General features: G+C 60.2%; 17 protein-coding genes. 5 read left to right on the top strand and 12 right to left on the bottom strand.

Annotated features, from left to right (window positions below):
• Positions 1-10: 10 nt before the first annotated feature.
• The 9 genes from icmH to tssB form a co-directional block, all read right to left on the bottom strand.
• Positions 11-784 carry a type IVB secretion system protein IcmH/DotU gene (icmH, locus tag F6X59_RS18575; RefSeq protein WP_372240450.1) on the bottom strand — a complete coding sequence of 258 codons (774 nt, stop codon included), beginning with the start codon at positions 782-784 and terminating at the stop codon, positions 11-13.
• A 76-nt stretch (positions 785-860) separates the two neighbouring features.
• Entirely contained in the window at positions 861-2,198 is a 1,338-nt protein-coding gene (gene tssK, locus F6X59_RS18570) for a type VI secretion system baseplate subunit TssK (RefSeq protein WP_152957482.1), read from the bottom strand.
• A gap of 46 nt (positions 2,199-2,244) precedes the next feature.
• Positions 2,245-3,039, bottom strand: a complete 795-nt coding sequence (tssJ, locus tag F6X59_RS18565; RefSeq protein WP_152957481.1) for a type VI secretion system lipoprotein TssJ — start codon at positions 3,037-3,039, stop codon at positions 2,245-2,247.
• A complete protein-coding gene (locus tag F6X59_RS18560; protein ID WP_152957480.1) occupies positions 3,036-3,593 on the bottom strand; it encodes an FHA domain-containing protein in 558 nt (185 codons plus the stop codon). Before F6X59_RS18560 ends, tssJ begins: the two co-directional genes overlap by 4 nt.
• Positions 3,590-4,606: a type VI secretion system baseplate subunit TssG gene (tssG, locus tag F6X59_RS18555; RefSeq protein WP_152957479.1), complete on the bottom strand. Its 1,017-nt coding sequence runs from the start codon at positions 4,604-4,606 to the stop codon at positions 3,590-3,592. Before tssG ends, F6X59_RS18560 begins: the two co-directional genes overlap by 4 nt.
• Positions 4,570-6,336 (bottom strand): type VI secretion system baseplate subunit TssF, encoded by a 1,767-nt coding sequence (gene tssF / locus F6X59_RS18550; RefSeq protein WP_152957478.1) that lies wholly within the window; start codon positions 6,334-6,336, stop codon positions 4,570-4,572. The genes tssG and tssF overlap by 37 nt, the downstream gene beginning before the upstream one ends.
• A gap of 3 nt (positions 6,337-6,339) precedes the next feature.
• Positions 6,340-6,747, bottom strand: coding sequence for a type VI secretion system baseplate subunit TssE (gene tssE, locus F6X59_RS18545; RefSeq protein WP_152957477.1), 408 nt, complete (start codon positions 6,745-6,747; stop codon positions 6,340-6,342).
• A complete protein-coding gene (gene tssC / locus F6X59_RS18540; RefSeq protein ID WP_152957476.1) occupies positions 6,744-8,234 on the bottom strand; it encodes a type VI secretion system contractile sheath large subunit in 1,491 nt (496 codons plus the stop codon). Before tssC ends, tssE begins: the two co-directional genes overlap by 4 nt.
• Positions 8,235-8,250: 16 nt before the next feature.
• Positions 8,251-8,754: a type VI secretion system contractile sheath small subunit gene (gene tssB, locus F6X59_RS18535; RefSeq protein ID WP_152957475.1), complete on the bottom strand. Its 504-nt coding sequence runs from the start codon at positions 8,752-8,754 to the stop codon at positions 8,251-8,253.
• 319 nt (positions 8,755-9,073) lie between these two features.
• On the opposite strand from tssB, the gene vasI reads away from it, so the two are divergent.
• From vasI to F6X59_RS28425, 5 genes are all read left to right on the top strand, one after another.
• A complete protein-coding gene (gene vasI / locus F6X59_RS18530) occupies positions 9,074-9,706 on the top strand; it encodes a type VI secretion system-associated protein VasI (RefSeq protein ID WP_178120109.1) in 633 nt (210 codons plus the stop codon).
• Positions 9,694-11,160 (top strand): type VI secretion system protein TssA, encoded by a 1,467-nt coding sequence (tssA, locus tag F6X59_RS18525; RefSeq protein WP_152957474.1) that lies wholly within the window; start codon positions 9,694-9,696, stop codon positions 11,158-11,160. The genes vasI and tssA overlap by 13 nt, the downstream gene beginning before the upstream one ends.
• Entirely contained in the window at positions 11,157-14,735 is a 3,579-nt protein-coding gene (gene tssM / locus F6X59_RS18520; protein WP_152957473.1) for a type VI secretion system membrane subunit TssM, read from the top strand. The genes tssA and tssM overlap by 4 nt, the downstream gene beginning before the upstream one ends.
• A gap of 221 nt (positions 14,736-14,956) precedes the next feature.
• On the top strand, positions 14,957-15,940 hold the full coding sequence (locus F6X59_RS18515; RefSeq protein WP_152957472.1) for a DNA-binding protein: 984 nt from the start codon (positions 14,957-14,959) through the stop codon (positions 15,938-15,940).
• Between the two features lie 56 nt (positions 15,941-15,996).
• Positions 15,997-16,167 carry a DUF6021 family protein gene (locus F6X59_RS28425; protein WP_178120108.1) on the top strand — a complete coding sequence of 57 codons (171 nt, stop codon included), beginning with the start codon at positions 15,997-15,999 and terminating at the stop codon, positions 16,165-16,167.
• Between the two features lie 47 nt (positions 16,168-16,214).
• Here F6X59_RS28425 and F6X59_RS18510 read toward each other — a convergent pair whose 3' ends face one another.
• From F6X59_RS18510 to F6X59_RS18500, 3 genes are all read right to left on the bottom strand, one after another.
• On the bottom strand, positions 16,215-16,466 hold the full coding sequence (locus F6X59_RS18510; protein ID WP_152957471.1) for a hypothetical protein: 252 nt from the start codon (positions 16,464-16,466) through the stop codon (positions 16,215-16,217).
• A 24-nt stretch (positions 16,467-16,490) separates the two neighbouring features.
• Positions 16,491-16,991 (bottom strand): DUF4142 domain-containing protein, encoded by a 501-nt coding sequence (locus tag F6X59_RS18505; protein ID WP_152957470.1) that lies wholly within the window; start codon positions 16,989-16,991, stop codon positions 16,491-16,493.
• Positions 16,992-17,053: 62 nt separating this feature from the next.
• A complete protein-coding gene (locus F6X59_RS18500) occupies positions 17,054-17,587 on the bottom strand; it encodes a GNAT family N-acetyltransferase (RefSeq protein ID WP_152957469.1) in 534 nt (177 codons plus the stop codon).
• Positions 17,588-17,593: the final 6 nt, after the last annotated feature.

Genomic DNA, 17,593 nt, shown 5'->3' with positions numbered 1-17,593 from the left:
TGTCGGTTGTTTACTGCTGCAAGATGCCGTTGAGCGACTCCAGCACCTCGGTGGTAATCAGGTGCAGGCGGTAGCTGTAGATGCCGTTGGCCACTGCCAGGGCAATGGCGGAAAGCACCAGCGGGCTCCACCACGGCCATTGCCGGTTCATGCGGAAATTGCGCGGGGCCACGTTGGTATAGGGATCGCCGACCGATGCCGGCACGGGGCCGCGCAGTTCACGGATGATCCCGTGGAGCTGGTGAATGAGCCCGTTCAGCGACTCTTCGCCTTTCGGCGCGATGGCGTACTTGCCCTTCAGGCCCAGGCACAGTGCGAAGTACATGAACTCCAGTACGTCCTGGTAGCGCTCGGGCTCCTGCATCAGGCGCGAGAGCACAGTGAAGATCTTCTCCCCACCCCAGGTTTCGTCGTGGAAGATGCTCAGCAGGGGGTCTTGACTCCAGCAGCTGGCCTTGCCCCAAGGTCGCTCCATGACCGCTTCATCGATGTAAAGGCACAGGCCGTACGAGTAGGCCAGCAGCTGCGTGGACTCGTAGCCTTGCTGGCGCATCTCTTCCCTGATGTTGTTGATCTGGTTGCGCACCTGTCGGTGTAAGCCCTCGATGTTGGGCAATTCGTCCAGGGTACGAAGGCGTATCACCAGGCCGAACAGCGGCGCGGCGGCATCCAGCATCAGGTTTTCGTAACCACCGCGCCGTTGGAAGTCCGGGTCAGCGGAGTACCCCTCAAAAGCAGGCTCGGCCTGTGCTTCTGGCTTTGAATCTTCAGCCGATGTCCTCACCCCGCTATCTGCGTTGTCTATCGTCCCGAAGAAACCTTTGTTTTCATCCTGACTGTCGTGAGTAGCATCTTTCATCTCATTCACTTCTGATTGCCCAGAACTGCAGCTCCAGCCCAGGGAAGTCCCCCGCAACATGAATCCCGAAGCCATTGGCTGTTTTCATGCACGCCCATGCCGAGTCACGCCGGTCCAGCTCGAAATAGCTGAAGCCTGCGTGGAAGGGCAGGTCGCGAGGTGCCACCGGCAAGGTGTTCAGGGGAATACCGGGCAATTGCAGCGGCACCAGATCCTCCAGCGCTTCGAGTGAAGTGATCTTGGCTTTCTGGATGAACATCTGGCGCAACGCCTGGGGTGGCAGATCGGCGCGTACGGCCAGGATGAAAGTGGCCTCATCGATCAGTCGGCGGTCCTCCAGTGCGGCTGTCATGACGCCGTACTCCAGCGTCTCCAATGGCAGCGAAACTGCGCGGGGTTGCAGTACTGTGCTCAACGCCCGGCGCAGGGTGTCTTCCAAAGGCTTCAACGAAGTGCGCAACGCGGTGTGGTGATAGGCGGGGTATTCTTGTGGCAGGCGGGTCTCATCGGTGAAGGTGACAAACTCGCCACAAGCCTGGCTCATGCACAGGTACAGCTGCTCGGGGTGCGTCTGACCCTGCCTGGCCAGGTGCTGGAAGCACGGCCACCAGCGGTTCATGGCCTGCAGCAGGTTGAAGTCGCGGATGTCGGCGATACCGGACTGCCCAGAGGCGCCGATGCGGGCGGCGAGGTTGCGCGCGCGTTCGCGCAGCGTGTTGGTGATCTCCTCCAGGAAGCGTTGCAGCGCCGGTACGGCACGCACCGAAACACTGGTGGGATAGAACCCTTCATCCAGTTGCAGGCTACCATCGAGGCGCCGTTCCAGAATGCGTGCCAAGGCCAGGCGGGTATAGGCGCTGCTATCGTCAGCCTTGCGTTTGAGCTGCAGATTGGGCACCGCCAGGTCGACTTGAATCAGGTCACCGTCAGCGCTGTGAGTGTCCTTTATTTCCTCGGCCTGGGCGCTGTAACGGAAGTTGGCAGCATTGTCGGGCCAGCTCACTTCGCGGCCACCTTCGGTGCGCAGCGGCAGGCACAGGAAGATCTCGCTGTCCTTGGCACCGTCGTTCTCGATCTCCAACGGTGGGGGTGGCGGCAGGTCAGCCGGGATATCGAACACCGTGCCGTCTGGCATGATGCCTCGCGCGCGGGTGATGGCGATTTTGCCCAGGCTCAGGTACTCGTCGTTCAACTGCAGTTCGCTGAAGCCATAAAAGGCCGCATTCAGGCTACCGAGGCGTTGGTGCAGGGCGGCTTCGCTGGCTCTGGCTGCTTGTTGGAAATGTTGCGGTTTGACGTACAGGCCTTCAGGCCACAGGACAGGGTTACGTGAACTCATGAGCGCTCCGTGTCAGCGTGAGTAAGTGAGAAGGACAGTGCAGGCATCAGTCTTCTTCCTTGAGCAGGACCTGCGTGTCGTTGAGCAGCACCGACAGGATGATCTGATGGCCCTGAGGGGGGATGCGCAGCACCTGGCTCCAGGTGGCGTTTTCCTGGTTGCGGTAGTCGGCGATCACCGCAACGAATCGCGTTTCGGGGTCGATGGGCGCAAAAGGGATGAACTTGAATTGACCTGGCCGCAGCAGGTAGTCGTCATCGCGGATGTAGGTGCTGCGCAGCGCCTTGGCCGGGTCCTGGTCCAGCAGTTCGTAGACGCTGTTGCGCAGCAGGGAGTCGTCGCGCAGCTGCAGGATCTTGATGGCCATGGGCGTAGCGACAGGTTCGGTGGCTACGGTGGTGGTGTGGGGTAGGGTCAACACCACGGTCGGGTCTTCGTAGCGGCCGGGCGTACTTTCCTCCATGGGAGAACGCGCCAGATCATCGTCCTCGTCCACTGGCATCGTGACGGGCGACATTGCCGGGAACTGTTCCTGGAGATACTCGAGCAGCGTCCCGACCTTCTCGGTCAAGGCGTAAGGGTCGCCCGCGCTCAAGCTGACCGCGTAAGGGCTGGGTTCCAGGGCGCCCGGCTGCTCAGCTGGTGCTTCGACGCTGTGAGGGTTGCCGTTGAGCGTCGGGCTGGCGTTAATGCTGAACGCGACTTGGGTGGGATGCTCTTTGGTCGCCCCGACGGGCACCGAGGGGTCCTTGATCACTTGGCCGATTTTGCCCAGAGCAGTGCAGCCCGAGAGCCCGATCAGCGCCGTCAGTAGACTGGCCACGAATGAATGATGCGTCATGGGCGTTCTCCTGCGATCAGGCATTCCAGCGGGTCTTCCTGGGCAGGTCCTGTCACTGTGTCCAGTGCCGCTAAGGGATCGTGGCCGATACCTGGCGCGAAGGCTGAGCAGATGTCTGCGACAATCTGCGTGGCGCCTGAAGTGGGTTGCCAGGCGTTGGCTGAACCCTCCACTAGCCAGTTATCAAGGTTTCGCTGTTCAGGACTGAACAGGTCCTCCAGAGAGCGTGCATCGGCCTGCGCAAGTTGAACCAGCAGTCGATAGGCGCCAACGCGCAGTTGGTCACCCTCCCGCAGTCGTCTGGGGGCGAGTGATCCCAAGCTGTCAAGGCTGTCATTGAGGTAGGTGCGCTGGCAGCGGTCGATCACGCAGAAGCCGCCTTCGATCCAGCGAATCTCGCAGTGGATCGGTGCAACCGTGCGTTTACGGTCATTGATCAGCCAAGTGGCCCCCGCGCTGCCGATGGTGCCGCCTGTGCGATCGAACGGGTGTCGGGCAGTGACGTTATGCTGCAACTGCTCAAGGTTGATGATGTTCAGGGTCATTAGGCTCATGAGCGCCCCCGGAACCGCACGACGGGGCTGATCTGGCCGTGGCGATCATCGACAAAGCTGGTCCAGCCCAAGTAGGCGCCTTTGGTAGGGTGCAGGCAGAAGGGCGACAATGCGTTCTGCTTCAGACGCAGTTCCAGGTCGTAGGCCAGGCCATCTCGCAACAGGAAGTCGATCAGTGCACGCAAGCGATTGAAGTTGATGCCGCTGGGCAACAGGTCACGCAACTGTGCCTGATCAAGCTCGCTGATCACGATGGTAAACTTGCTGCTGCGGGTTCGCGTGCGGCTGCCGACCATGAAAGAGTTACCCAGCTCGCCATTGCTGCGACCCAGGCTGACCAGCTGCTTGGCCGTAGTGGGGACCGAGCGTGTTTCGAACTCACGGATGTGCACCTGCTTCAGGTCGAAGCAGTGGGCGATGATGCCGGCGACAGTGCCCGGCGCACGGCTGCGACTGGCGATGACCCCGGCGAAACTGAGCAGCCGGCTCCAGGGCAGTGCCGTATCACCGCGCAGCTGTTTGTCGTTCAACCCCAGCAGGGCAAAGATGTACTGCGAGAAGCCATCACTGGCACCGGGCTGGAAACGAATGTAGTAGCGGTACTTGCGCCAGATGCGATGCAGCAGGCTCAGCACGTAGTGATTGAAGAAGTCGAAGAACGCCGGCCGCACACCAATGCCGTGGGCATGCTCGTACGACACTTCTTCCAGATAATAGGTTGGCAACGGCGAGTCAGTGCCGTGCAGGCCCATGAAGGTGGTGCACACGCGATAGCGGTCGTCTGCTTCAGGCATGCGTTCAGCCTTGTACACGTCGGACACGGGAAAGGTCAGCCGCGGGTCGCTGGCAAGTCGCACGCGTCGGCGTACGGTGGGGTCTGGCCAACGCGGTTCCAGGTCATCCCCGTGCAAGCCGTGCAGGCGCTCCAGCAACTGGAAGAAGTTGTACTGGTGCGCCTCGGCGAGCAGCTTGTCGGCTAGATCAGCGGTTGTTTGCCGGTCTGTATGGGCCATGTGTAGTGCTCGTTATTGGTGGTGTTGATCACTTCCAGTTGGTGGAAGGAATTGATGCTGGCGTACAGGGCGAAGAAGTGCGCGAGCACGCAACCGAACAGGTACAGGTCGCCTTCGCAGAGGAATGCGCTTTGATCCAGCTTCAGCCGTGTGCGCAAGCCACGAATGGGCTGGCCCTTGATCAGCCAATCCAGGGGTTCTGTCTGGACATCGCTGATGCCATCGAGGCGCTTGCGGGTGGTGCGGGTTTGCTGGATGTCATGCAGGGCGGCGAAGTCATAGGCATTGATGACCGCTTTTAGCGGCTCGGCCGAGAGCAGCGACAGGTAGTTGAGCGACATGTTGGAGATCAGGGCCCACTGCAACTTGCCGTCCAGTACCGGCCGGTAAGGGCGGGTGGGCGGCCAGAGGTTGGTGTAGGTGGCCAGGGGCGGCGTGACCTCGGAAGTCACGTTGATATCATCGACGGTTAATGCCAGCGGCAGGTCGCGGTTGGTGCAGGTCAGGTCGATGGATGCCGTTTCCAGCTCGCCGATGTAGGCGTTGGCGTCGGCGCGTACGAACGCGATACGGTGGGTGACGCCATCACCTTGCAATGAGTCTTCGATGCTATAGCGGTAGTACAGCGCGGTGCGACCTTGCACATGCTCGATTTCATGGGCGAACGACTCGAAGGGGCGGAAGGTTCGCAGGTGCTCGCCGGTGCTGCCGTCGGTCGTGGTGCGGGTACTGATGACCTGATCGACACTAAAAATTTCATAGGCGTGCGGCTGCTCGCCTCGGGGCGTAAGCTCGGCCTGGGCGGGCCGGTCGGACAGGTCGATAGGCTCGGCGCTGTGGCTGAACAGGTTTACCGCCGGGGTGCAGAACAGGCTGAAGTCGGTGCTACCGACACGCAGGGAATCAGGCAGCTGGCGGGTGAAGTGAAATTCGAGGACGACCTGCTGAGTCGCCTGGTCGGGCCAGACCTTCTCCAGCCCGGTGACGTTGAAAAAGTGGAAACGCTCGGGAAAAATGAAGTACTCCTGCAGAATCCGGTAGCCGTCGAAGACGTTCTGTGGGTAGGGCAGCAAAGCCTCGTCCGGGCTGAAGCCTGGGAACACCACGCTACTGGCGGGCAGGCGGCGGACCTCACCATTGATCGTCACTGCGACATGCTTGAGGTACTGAGCGAGCCACAGGTACAGCGTGCGGGCCGTCTGGGCATCACCGCTCAGATGCACATCGAGACTGGCGCAGCCCAGCGTGTTCAGTGGCCGCTCGACCAAGGTTCGCAAGTCGAGCCGAACCACCGAACTGTCGAGTGTCTGGGTGGCGCTCACCGCGTCGATCTCGAACGGATGAATGTCCACCGCCGTGCAGGTGCGGAACTCACAGGGCATGCCATCCACGGGTCTGGAGAACAGCCGGGAGCCTTTGCCAATGCGCTGCGACTGGCTCAGCGCCTGCTTGCGTGGCGCGAATTGGATGATCGTCGCGCTCGGCAGGGGCCGAAGGTAGTTGGGCCACAGCAGCTGCAGCATGGGGTGCGTCAGCTCGGGCAGGTCGTCCTCCAGCTTGAGCCGCAGCTTGGCCGTGAGGAAGGCAAAGGCCTCCACCAGGCGTTCGACATCCGGGTCGCTGGCACCCTTGCCGAGCAGCCGGGCAAGTTGTGGGTTGTCCTGAGCGAAGTCGTTCCCCAGTTCATGCAGGTAACGCAACTCTTCGCTGAATCGATCCTTGAGTGACATGGGTCACCTCACTTGGGTGTGGCGGCTATGGCCGTTGACCAGCAGCTCCAGTTGCAACTGCTCCATGTGGTTGTTGACCTGTACGTGGCAGTCCAGCCTGAAGTGCAGCTCTAGCGGGGCGTGACAACTGGGCATCGCTTTGAGCGAACGCACGTGCACACGCGGTTCGAAGCGCCGGATGGTGCGGCGGATGTCGGCGCTCACCTGCTTGAGCAGGTCGCCACTGCTGGCGTCGTGCCCGTTGAAGTCCCGCAGGCCCAGCGCAGGGCTGCTTTGCGAGCAACCCCGGCGAGCGTTGAGCAGCGTTTCGAGGTGGCACTTGATGGCAGCGAACTTCTGGGACGCATTCTCTTGCAGGGAGGGTTCGCGGCTTATTGACTGATCCACCTTCAAACGGCTGAAAAGACTCATTGCGTATCGAGCCGACCGACCAGGGAAATTTCGAAGTTGGCACCCATGTATTTGAAGTGTGGGCGCACCGCGAGTGAGACCTGGTACCAGCCCGGATCGCCGGCAACGTCGGAAACCTCAACCTTTGCAGCACGCAAGGGGCGGCGGCTGCGTACATCGGCTGATGGATTTTCCTGGTCGGCGACGTACTGCTTGATCCATTTGTTCAGCTCGGACTCCAGGTCCTTGCGCTCTTTCCAACTGCCGATCTGCTCGCGCTGCAGCACCTTGATGTAGTGGGCCAGCCGGTTGACGATGAACAGGTAGGGCAGCTGGGTACCGAGCTTGTAGTTGGTCTGTGCCTGCAACCCTTCCGCGGTCTTGGGGAAGTTTTTCGGCTTCTGCACGGAGTTGGCCGAGAAGAACGCGGCGTTGTCGCTGTCCTTGCGCATGGTCAGGGCGATGAAGCCCTCTTCGGCCAGCTCGAACTCCTTGCGGTCGGAAATCAGCACTTCGGTCGGGATCTTCGCCTGCAGCTGACCCAGGGACTCGTACAGATGCACCGGCAGGTCTTCGACGGCGCCGCCCGACTGTGGGCCGATGATGTTCGGGCACCAGCGGTAGCGGGCGAAGCTGTCGTTGATGCAGCTGGCCAGCAGGAAGGCGGAGTTGCCCCACAGGTAGTTGTCGTGCTTCCCGTCGATGTTCTCGTTGTAGTGATAGCTCTGGACGGGATTTTCTTGCGGATGATAGGCAGAGCGGAGCATGAAGCGCGGCCCGGCAAGCGCAGTGTGGCGGGAGTCCTCACTTTCACGGAACGCGCGCCACTTGGCATGCCGGGGGCCGGCGACGATGTCCTTGATGTCTTTCAGGTTGGGCAGCTCTTCGAAGCTGCTCAGGTTAAAGAACTCAGGGGAGGGCGCAGCGAGGAAGGGTGCGTGCGACATGGCACCGACCGAGGCCATGTAACTCAGCAACTTTATATCGGGCGAAGAGGGCCCGAAGTTGTAGTTGCCAACCATGGCCGCAACCGGCTCGCCGCCAAACTGACCGTAACCCGCGGTGTAAACGTGTTTGTACATGCCGCTGCATGTGATATCCGCGGCATTCTCGAAATCATCAAGCAAGTCCTCCTTGCTGACATGCAGGACCTCAAGCTTGATGTTTTCGCGGAAGTCCGTACGGTCGACCAGAAGTTTAAGGCTGCGCCACGCCGATTCGAGCTGTTGGAACTCAGGCTGGTGCAAGATGGCGTCCATCTGTTTGCTCAGTACCCGGTCCAGTTCCGCAATCATCTGATCGACGCGGTGTTTATTGATGAGTTGATCTGGATCATGGCTTTTTAGTATTTCTGCAATAAAGGCAGATACACCCTGGCGTGCAACCTGATAGCCCTCTTGTGCGGGCACTAGTTTGGTCTCGGCCATGATCTGGTCAAGCAAGGTGGCGTTGCTCAGTGCCTCGCTCGTTGTTTCAACGGCGACAGTAGTGTTGGTTGGCTTGGGCATGGGACGCTCCGTTGTCTCAGTCTTCTTCGGGTGCCTCAAGCACCAGGTTCAGTTCTTCGGCGAGTTGTTTGCGCGCCTGCTCGTTGTTCAGCAGGTGCTGCAGTTGCTTGCGGAACGCAGGCACATTGCCCAGCGGGCCCTTGAGGGCGACCAGAGCCTCGCGCAGCTCCAGCAGCTTGTTCAGCTCCGGCACCTGGCGGGCGATGCGGTCGGGCCCGAAATCGTTGATCGACTTGAACTGCAGGCTGACTGCCAACTCCGCATCGGGGGCAGCGCTGAGCATGGAGGGCACCGACATGGCCAAGCTGACATCGGTGTCATTCAACACGTTGTTGAAGCTGTGTTTATCGATGCGCATGACCGAACGGTCTTCTAACGCACGATCGTCATCAAGACCGAAATCGCCCATCACCAGCATCTTGTGCGGCAGCTCTACTTCGGCCTGTTCATCACCTGTGGCGGGTACGTACTTGATGTTGATGCGCTCTTTAGGTGCAACCGATCCTGTGGGCTTTGACATCGCAGAATCTCTCCTTGGTCTGTAGGGGTTGTTCCTGATAGTTGCCTCAGGGTTTAAATCTAGTTTTGTAGGAAATTTCCCTGATATTGGTGTTTGGTATAAGCAAACTGGCGAGCCGTTGTTATTGATCGTCTAAAAACCATGCCTTTGGTGTTGTTATTTCGTCGAGCGAGAAAATGTAAGAAAATATTTGTTTGTTGCCCATGAATTTTATGGGCTAGGCTCTCGCCGGTTTATGGTTCTCTGGGTGTCCGATGATGGGATTTATAGCCGCTGATGGACTAGGACATATGTACTATCGATAGGGAATTTACTTGCGATGATTGGTAAAAATGCTTATGACGTAAGTCTTTTGCTGATGTTCGGTTGTATATCGATGTCCGCGTATTCTGGTCAGGATTGCCCGCAGATCGTTTCCAATCTTGAGCGCTTGGCATGTTTCGATAGTTCCGCTGGAACGCCGGCGCATCTTGTGCCTGTGCAATGGTCAACACCGGAGCAAGACTCGCCCACGTTGCACCGTGTGATGGCTCATGAGGCGGGACGCGCGCCAGATGATCTGAGGTTTCACCTCAGGTCTCACGATGACGGGCTGATGATTTTCGCGCCTGCAATCGCCTCAGTCGCACCCCACCCTTACCTGGTGATCAGCTGTGTCCAGAACATCTCCAGGTTGCAACTGGTCACCGCTCAGCCTGTTGATGCCGGACGGGTGACGATCCGATTACAGGGCGAGCGTGGTGCAACCGTGCCTACGCCGTGGCAGGTGACGGAGAACGGGCAGGTGCTCGACGCCGGCAGGGGTTTGCCGGGCATCGAGCAGATCAAGCAGTTGATCGGGGCACATCGCATTCAGGTCGAGAGTGATAACCCGACTGTCGACGGGTTGATCTTTGATGCTCAGGGGTTGGACCCGCTCATCGACGAGGCGCGCAAAACATGTCGCTGGTAGCAGAAGTCAACGCGCAGGAGGTGGTCTTGCTACTCGCACCCATCGACGCGAAGACACCCGCCGGCCTGTTTGATGTCGAGGACGAGACCTACCAGGCAATAGACCAGGAAATGGTCAAGCTGGGCGGGTTGCAGGAGCCCTCAATCGACTGGGCCTACATCGAAGAAGCATCCCGCCAGTACCTGGGCCAGCAGTGCAAGCACTGGCGCATCGCCGCGCACCTGAGTGTCGCCTGGCTGCGCAGTCGATGCTGGGAGCGCTGGGTTTCTTCCTTGACACTGCTGGCCGGTCTGGTCGAACGGTATTGGGAAAGCTCATACCCGAAACCCGGCCCAAAAGGCTTCCTGGGCAAGCGCAAGCTGGTTGCCCTGATGCTCAACCGTTTGATCGAAGCGCTGCCACGGCTGGACCGCTTCACGTTCGGCTCCGCTCACGCGGCGGTGGCCCAGGACGCGTTGCAACGGTTGCAACGGCAGCAAGCTTTGGCGCAGTTGGATGAAACGCTCCTGGGTGAAGTTGAGCGCCTGCTTGGCAAGCACATGGAACATGCCAACGGCGTGGGCGAGCCGGCTACGCCCAAGGCTTCTTCCGCGAGCATCAAGCCAGCACCGCTAGCCGAAGTCATTGCCACACCGACGCCCCGCGTGTCACTGGGCAACGAGCGTGAATCACGTCGGGCCCTGCTGGCCATGGCCGAACTGATCAATCAGCAGGACCCTTACGACCCGACGGGTTACCAGCTACGTCGATTTGGCTTGTGGGCTTCTATCCAGGCAACGCCGCAAACCAAGCAAGGCAACCGCACAGAACTGATGGCCGTGCCACAGGATATGGTCGGCGACTACGAAGAGGCCATTGCCGGCACCGCGATTGACGCGGCCTTGCTCCAGCGCATCGAAAAGAGCGTGACGGCTTGTCCCTTCTGGATCCGCGGCAGCTTTCTGGCAGCGACCGCCGCCACGCGGCTGGCCATGGGCGAGGTGGCGGAGGCCATACGCGCTGCGACGGCGCGGTTCGTGCTGCGCCTGCCGGCACTGCAGCAGTTGTGCTTCAGCGACGGCAAGGTGTTTGTCGACGACCAATGCTTGGCGTGGCTCAAGGGGACTGAAGGCGCATCGGATCAGGCGGGGGCTGCTCATGAGTTTGCCAGCCTGCGCGAAGAATTGGTCAGCCAGCTGGAAACGGGCGGTGTGGAACCCGTCTTGCTCAGGCTGCAGGGGATGCAGGCGGAGTTTCAAGCCCCCCGTGAACGCTGCCATACCACCGTCATTGCCGCTGACCTGTTGGCCGCTCGGGGCGTGTCGTGGTTGGCGCGGGACTTGTGCGCAGGTGTAGCCCGGACGATGACGGAAACCACCGCCAGTGCCTGGGAGCCAGCGGTGTTTCAGCGCCTTCAGCAGTATGCGGCACCGCCAATTGAGGCTGATCGGAACAAGGAACGGGAGTCACGATGAATCAACTATGGAAGCACCTCAAACGTTGGGGCCTGCCCCTGGTGACCCGAATCGGTCTGGCCATGCCGCTGCTGCTTGGGCTGGGTGCTGCACTGATGCTGGTCGCCATCTGGTGGCTCGGCCCGCAATGGACATGGCGCGAGCAGCAACCGTTGGCCAGCATGGCCCATCGAGGGTTGGCCAGTCTGGTGCTCGTGCTGGTGCCGCTACTGTGTTGGCTCGTCGTGTTGCGCAAGCGTAATCGTCGTCTGCAGGCGGAGCGCAATCAGGCCGCAGCCGCCGAACTGGACCGGGTGTTGCCGTACGTTCAAGCGCAAGAGCAGGCGTTGAATCAAGGGCTCTCTAGATTTCTGCACAATGCAGGTGGGCGACGCGCCTTGTACCGAGTGCCCTGGTATCTGGTGGTGGGCGACCAGCACGCTGGCAAGACCAGCTTCATTGACCGCACTGAACAGAATTTTTCGCTGACCCGCATTGATAAGGCACAGGCGCGTGGCCGACAAACACAAGCGCTGGCCTTCCCGATCGGCTGGTGGGTCAGCAACGACGCGGTGATCATCGATCCACCGGGCGCCTTCATCAATCAAGCGTCGCAGTCAGGCTCGCCGGCCGAGGACACAGATGTATCGGAAGTACCACCGGCTACGCCGGCCAGGTTGTGGCAGCACCTGCTGGGTTGGCTGGTGCGCAACCGCAGCCAAAGAGCCCTGAACGGCGTGGTGCTGGTTGTCGATCTGCCTGCGTTGTTGCATGGTACGCCTGAGCAACGCCTTGCACTGGCGCAGGTCTTGCGCACCCGCTTGTATGAGGTGAGTAGTCAGTTGGGCTCGCGCCTGCCGCTGTATGTGGTGCTGAGCAAGTTCGATCTGCTGGAAGGCTTTGACCAACTCTACGCAGGGCTCCCAGCGGCTGCGCGGGAAGAGATGTTGGGCTTCACGTTCAAACTGGATGCGGTCGGTACGTTTGACGCGTGGCTTGAAGAATATGGCGCACAGTACGATCGATTGATCAGCGAGTTGTTCGAGCAGATGGTCGCGCGACTGGATGCACTGGACGGTGCACTGCTGCGAGCCCGCCTGTTCTCATTGCATGCCCAGTTGATCGGTTTGCGCCCGATACTATTGGGCTTCCTCAAAGAAACACTGGCCAGTGACCGTTACACCACGCCTGCTTTGGTGCGTGGTGTGTACTGGTCCTCGGTGGTGCAGCAAGGTGACATGCTCAACGCCTTTGTTCGCGAGGCGGCGCAGCCCTACAAGACGAAGCTGCCATTGCTTGAAGGCAAGGCGCAGGGCAAGGCGCTGGCCTACTTCGTCCAGCACGCATTCGGCCGCATCATCTATCCGGAATCTGGACTTGCCGGGGACAACATCAGAGTGGCTCGCAACAAGCGCCAGCTGCTCTGGGCAGGTTCTGGCGTAGGCGTCCTGGCGTTGTGTGTCGGCATCGCCAGTTGGCAACGCTACTTCGATATCAATAGCGCCAAGGCCGCCAACGTGCTCGCCAAGAGCAGGGAATACAGTCATCACGAAGTCGACCAGCGACTGGACCCGACCGGGCGCAACCTGTTGGAGCCATTGGACCAGATCCGCGATGCAGTGTCAGTGTTTGGCGACTATCGTGCCGCGTGGCCAGGTGTTGCTGATTTAGGTCTGTATCAGGGCCGTGCCATCGGCCCTCGCGTCGATGAGGCTTACCTTAGCCTGCTCTCCAAACGCTTCCTGCCCGCCCTGGCCAGTGGGGTCATCGATGCGATGAACGCGGCACAGCCAGGCAGTGAACAGCAAATGGCCGCCCTCAGGGTTTACCGGATGCTGGAGGACCGCCAGAACCGACGGCCCGAATGGGTCGAGGAGTGGATGGCAGGGCAGTGGCAGCAAAAGTTCCCAGGCCAGGGGCAATTGCAACGCGACCTGATGCGGCACCTGAAGTATGCCTTGGCCTATGCCGACACCGATTTGCCCCAGTATCGCCAGCGTATTGCCGAGGTGCAGCAGACGTTGCGTAGGGTTCCGCTCGCAGAGCGGGTCTATGCCAGCCTCAAGCAGCAGGCGAGGGAGCAGTTGCATAGCGGCCTGGACCTGCGTCATCAGGTAGGGCCGGCCTTCGATGTGGTGTATCAGTCGTCTGCCGGCGCCAGGCAACATGATGATGTCTTGTTAGCGCCGATGCTCACCGCCAAGGGCTTCAAAGACTACTTCGAACCCCGTAGTCAGCGGTTTGCCGAATTGGCGATGATCGACGAATGGGCGTTGGGTGAGCGCGGCCAGCTGGATTACTCGGATGCTGACCGGGAGGCGCTGGGCGAACGGCTGCGCAACCTGTACAGCGCCGACTTCATCGACAGTTGGCGGCGTGCCCTGAATGCGTTCTCGGTGGCGGATTTCCGCGACCTGGATCACGGGGTTGCGATCCTGCAGCAGTTCACCGGGCCAGCGGCGCCCCTGCACCGGCTGTTGGATACCGTGAAGGACAACACTGCGCTTTCATCGGCTGTGGGCGTTGATGCACCCGAGGAGGCTGAGGTGCTGCGACCGACAGCCAGCAAGCCCGAGCAACAACAGGCGTGGGCCATTCAGCGTGCCTTTGCGGGGCTGAGCGCCATGCTGCGGGCAACGGGTGAAAAGCCCAGCTACTACGATGAAACCCTTGGTGCTATTGCCGCCGTTCATGATTACGCCAAGGCGGTGCAGGACAGCCCGGACAGAGGCAAAGCAGCACTTCAGGCCGTGCATCAGCGGTTTTCGATGACAGGGCATGACCCGATCGGCACCCTGCAACGCGTCGCCACCGGATTGCCAGAGCCGATCAACCACCAGGTCAGGAGACTGGCCGATCAAACGGCACAAGTGCTCAACGTTGAAGCCCTGCGTGAACTGGAGCGGCGCTGGGATTCCGAGGTGTACAGCTTCTTTCAGCAACGCCTGGCCGGGCGCTATCCCTTCGTCGTAAGGGCTCCCGATGCCTCGTTGGATGACTTCGAGGCGTTCTTCGGGCCAAAGGGGCGTCTGCAACAGTTCAATGATCAGTACCTGAAGGTGTTCTTGAAGGACAACCTCGAAGCCCTGCAAGCTGGCCAGCAGGGGCAGTCGTTGATCCGTAGCGATGTCATCGAACAGCTGGCGCTGGCAGATCGCATCCGCGAAACCTTCTTCGATCAGCGCGGCAACCTGAGTGTGCAGTTCAGTATCGAGCCGTTAGGGCTCAGTGCAAATCAACGCACCAGCCTTCTGGATCTGGATGGCCAGTTGATCTCCTACACCCATGGCCCGAGTCAGATCATCGGTATCGTCTGGCCCAATACCCTGGGTGCTCAGGTGCGCAGCAACCTGACGCTGCTCAGGCGCAGCGGCAACAGCAGTAGCCTGGAGTATCGTGGTCCATGGTCGATGTTCCGTTTGCTGAGCCGTGGCGCATTGAACGGACGCACGCCAACCAGCGTCGACCTGAGCTTCACAACAGGTGATGGCGTGATGCGCTATCGGCTGAATGCTGAGAAGGCTTTCAATCCCATAACCCAGCAACCCTTCAAAGGTTTCAAGTTGCCACGTGGCCTGCTGCAGAACCCCGGCTGAGCAGGTGCCAGAAATCCAGCGCCGAGTGTCAGGGCTGGTCAGCCCCCGTTCCTCGTACTGACCGCTTCGGTCAGCAACTGGAAACCACGGTTTTCATCCATCACATGCGATAAGCCGTGATTATTAAGCCTTAGGTTTAACTTGAAACTTTGCCAGAAGAGGAACAAAATCCCTACGTAATTACATAGTACGTATCATGTTACGAAATCGTAGGAGCAAACATGGCCCGGGGTGGTATCAACAAGGCGGTAGTGCAGCAGGCGCGGCAGGTGCTGATCGCCCGGGGTGAGTACCCCAGCATCGATGCAGTACGTATCGAGTTGGGCAATACAGGCTCGAAGACCACTATTCATCGTTACTTGAAAGAACTCGAAGGGCACAAGCCTGCGGCCCTGCAAGGCCAGGCGGCGCTCAGCGACTCGCTGACCCGGCTGGTAGCGCAATTGGCCGCACAGGTACAGGAGGAAGGGGACGCCCGCATCGAGCAGGCCGAAGCCGCGTTCAACGAGCAGCATCAACAGCTTCAGGCGCAGTTACAGCTGGCCCAGCAGGCACTGGCAGCCGCTCACCAGCAACAACAGATCCAGGCCGCGGCGCTGGCTGCCGAATCAGAGCGCCTGGTCACCGCACAGAACACCCTGCAGGCCGAGCAGTTGCGCAGCGCCAGCCTCAACCAGTCGCTGGGCGAATTGCAGGTGCGCCTGGCCGACAAGGAAGAGCAGGTACGCTCGCTGGAGGACAAGCACCGCCACGCCCGTGAAGCGCTGGAGCATTACCGCAGCGCCAGCCGCGAACAGCGCGAGCAGGAACAACGCCGTCACGAAGCGCAGACCCAGCAGTTGCAAGTTGAGCTGCGCCAGTTGCAGCAAGGCATGATCGTCAAGCAGGACGAACTGACCCGCCTGCACCGCGACAACGAAAGGATGCTCGGTGAGCACCGCCAGGCCAACAGTGAATGCAAGGTCAAGGACGAGCTGCTCGAGCAGCGCGACGCGCAGATCCAAGGCTTGCGGACAATCCTCGCGCAGGCCCAAGGCGCCAGCGATGAGATGCGTCGGCAGCTGCAAGCGCAGACGCAAAGCCTGGAAGCCCAGCGTGGGCTTTGCGCCGAGCAGGGCAGGCAGTTGCAACATCTGCAGGATGAACTATTGAAACGCGACGATGCACTTCAGGCATGCCGGGCGCAGCTGGTGGTGAGCAATTGAATCAAACTTCCTGAGGCTTCTGTGTTCTTCCGTAGACATTCCCGGGAGAGCGCATCATGAACAAGACCGAGCAACATCCACAGGGCCCGCATTCCTCAGACCACGCAAACCGGGAAGAAGACCTCGGTTTCGACCCTGACTCCCCCGACCTGAACGACCCGCAGGTTGACCCACAAGGGCCGGCCAAGCCGCCAAGGGACGTGGAAAAATCAGACCACAAGCGCTAACTTGACCCGCCCCATCGCCGATTCCCCGGCGATGGGGCGGCAGGGTATCAACCCTCCACTTGCTTGGCTGCCTCGACGCCTGCCGATGACAGCTTGATCGGATAGCTCACGCTGATCTGATGGTCATCGTCGATCGCCACGGCGCCATCCTGGATCAGGCCATGCTCCTGCAGGGTCTTGAGCATGCCAGCAACGGCTTTCTCGCCGCGATAGTTATCCAGCAGCTCCTTGCCCAACCCTTGCGGGTGGGCGTGCAACAGGCGGGTCAGGATTTCGCTTCGCAATGCATCGTTACTCATGAATGGCCTCCTGTGGTGGAGCGGTCACTTGCCGTGGGTGGCCTGGAGTGCCTTGACCTGTTCCAGGTGGTGTTCGAGCGTTGGCAAGGTTTCGCTGGCAAAGGCTTTGAGTTCAGGCTTGTCGGAGGAGGCCGCTTCTTTCTTGAACAGCTCCACAGCCTTTTCGTGGGCCTCGACCTGGTTGTTGACGTAGGACTTGTCGAACGACTCGTCACGCCATTCGAGGATCATTTTCTTCACCTTGTCGGTCAGCGCTGCTTCATTGGGCACGCTGATGTCCAGCTTGCGGGCAATGTCGCCGAGTTTCTGGTTGGCCTTGGTGTGGTCGGTGACCATTTGCTGGGCAAAGGTCTTGATCTCGGCGTTCTGGCTTTTTTCCAAGGCCAGGTTACCGGTGACAGTCTCGGCGATGCCCGACTCGGTGGCGGCTTCGACGAAATCATCCGACGTGGCGGCCACCGCCTGTAGCGATGCCATGCCCAGAACCAGCGACAACCCAGCGCGTTTGATGAACAGATTACTCATGCCTGACTCCTTGTAACGTTGGCGCGACCTCAGTGTCGCGTACGGTTGAGCCGGGCTTGTTGTCAAAGGTTTAGTTTTTCTTGGCACCGGGCGACCAGCGCCAGGCGCATTGCACACCGCCCTGATAAGCCATGCGCGCGCTCTGTTGCCAGAATGCCCTGCAACCTTGCTCCGAGGTGCTGTTCATCAAGCACCTCGAACCCGTATCGCGCATAAAAGGGGCCATTCCAGGGCACTTGCGCAAAAGTGGTCAACGTCAGCTCCAGGGCACCCCGATGCCGCGCCACGGCACACGCCTGGTCCAGCAACTGGCTGCCGATACCTTGCCCCTGCGACTGCATCCGTACAGAAAGCTCATGCACATGCAGCGCCTGGCCTTCCAGGCTCAGGCACACAAAGCCCAGGGCCTGCCCTTGATCATCCTCGGCCAACCAGCTGCCATGGTCGTCAATGAAGGCCTTGTGCGCCTTTTCGTCCAACCCCTCGGCACTTGCCAGCCAGGCCAGTTCGGGCAGCCGCAAGAACGCCTGTGCGGCTGATTGCTCGACGGCAATCAGTTGGGCGATGTCTGGGAGCAGGGCGGGGCGCACGCGCATTGAAAG

It is taken from the genome of Pseudomonas sp. MN1F, from assembly GCF_009391885.1.
Classification (GTDB): Bacteria; Pseudomonadota; Gammaproteobacteria; order Pseudomonadales; family Pseudomonadaceae; genus Aquipseudomonas.
This window is presented reverse-complemented; position numbering and strand designations above follow the sequence as displayed.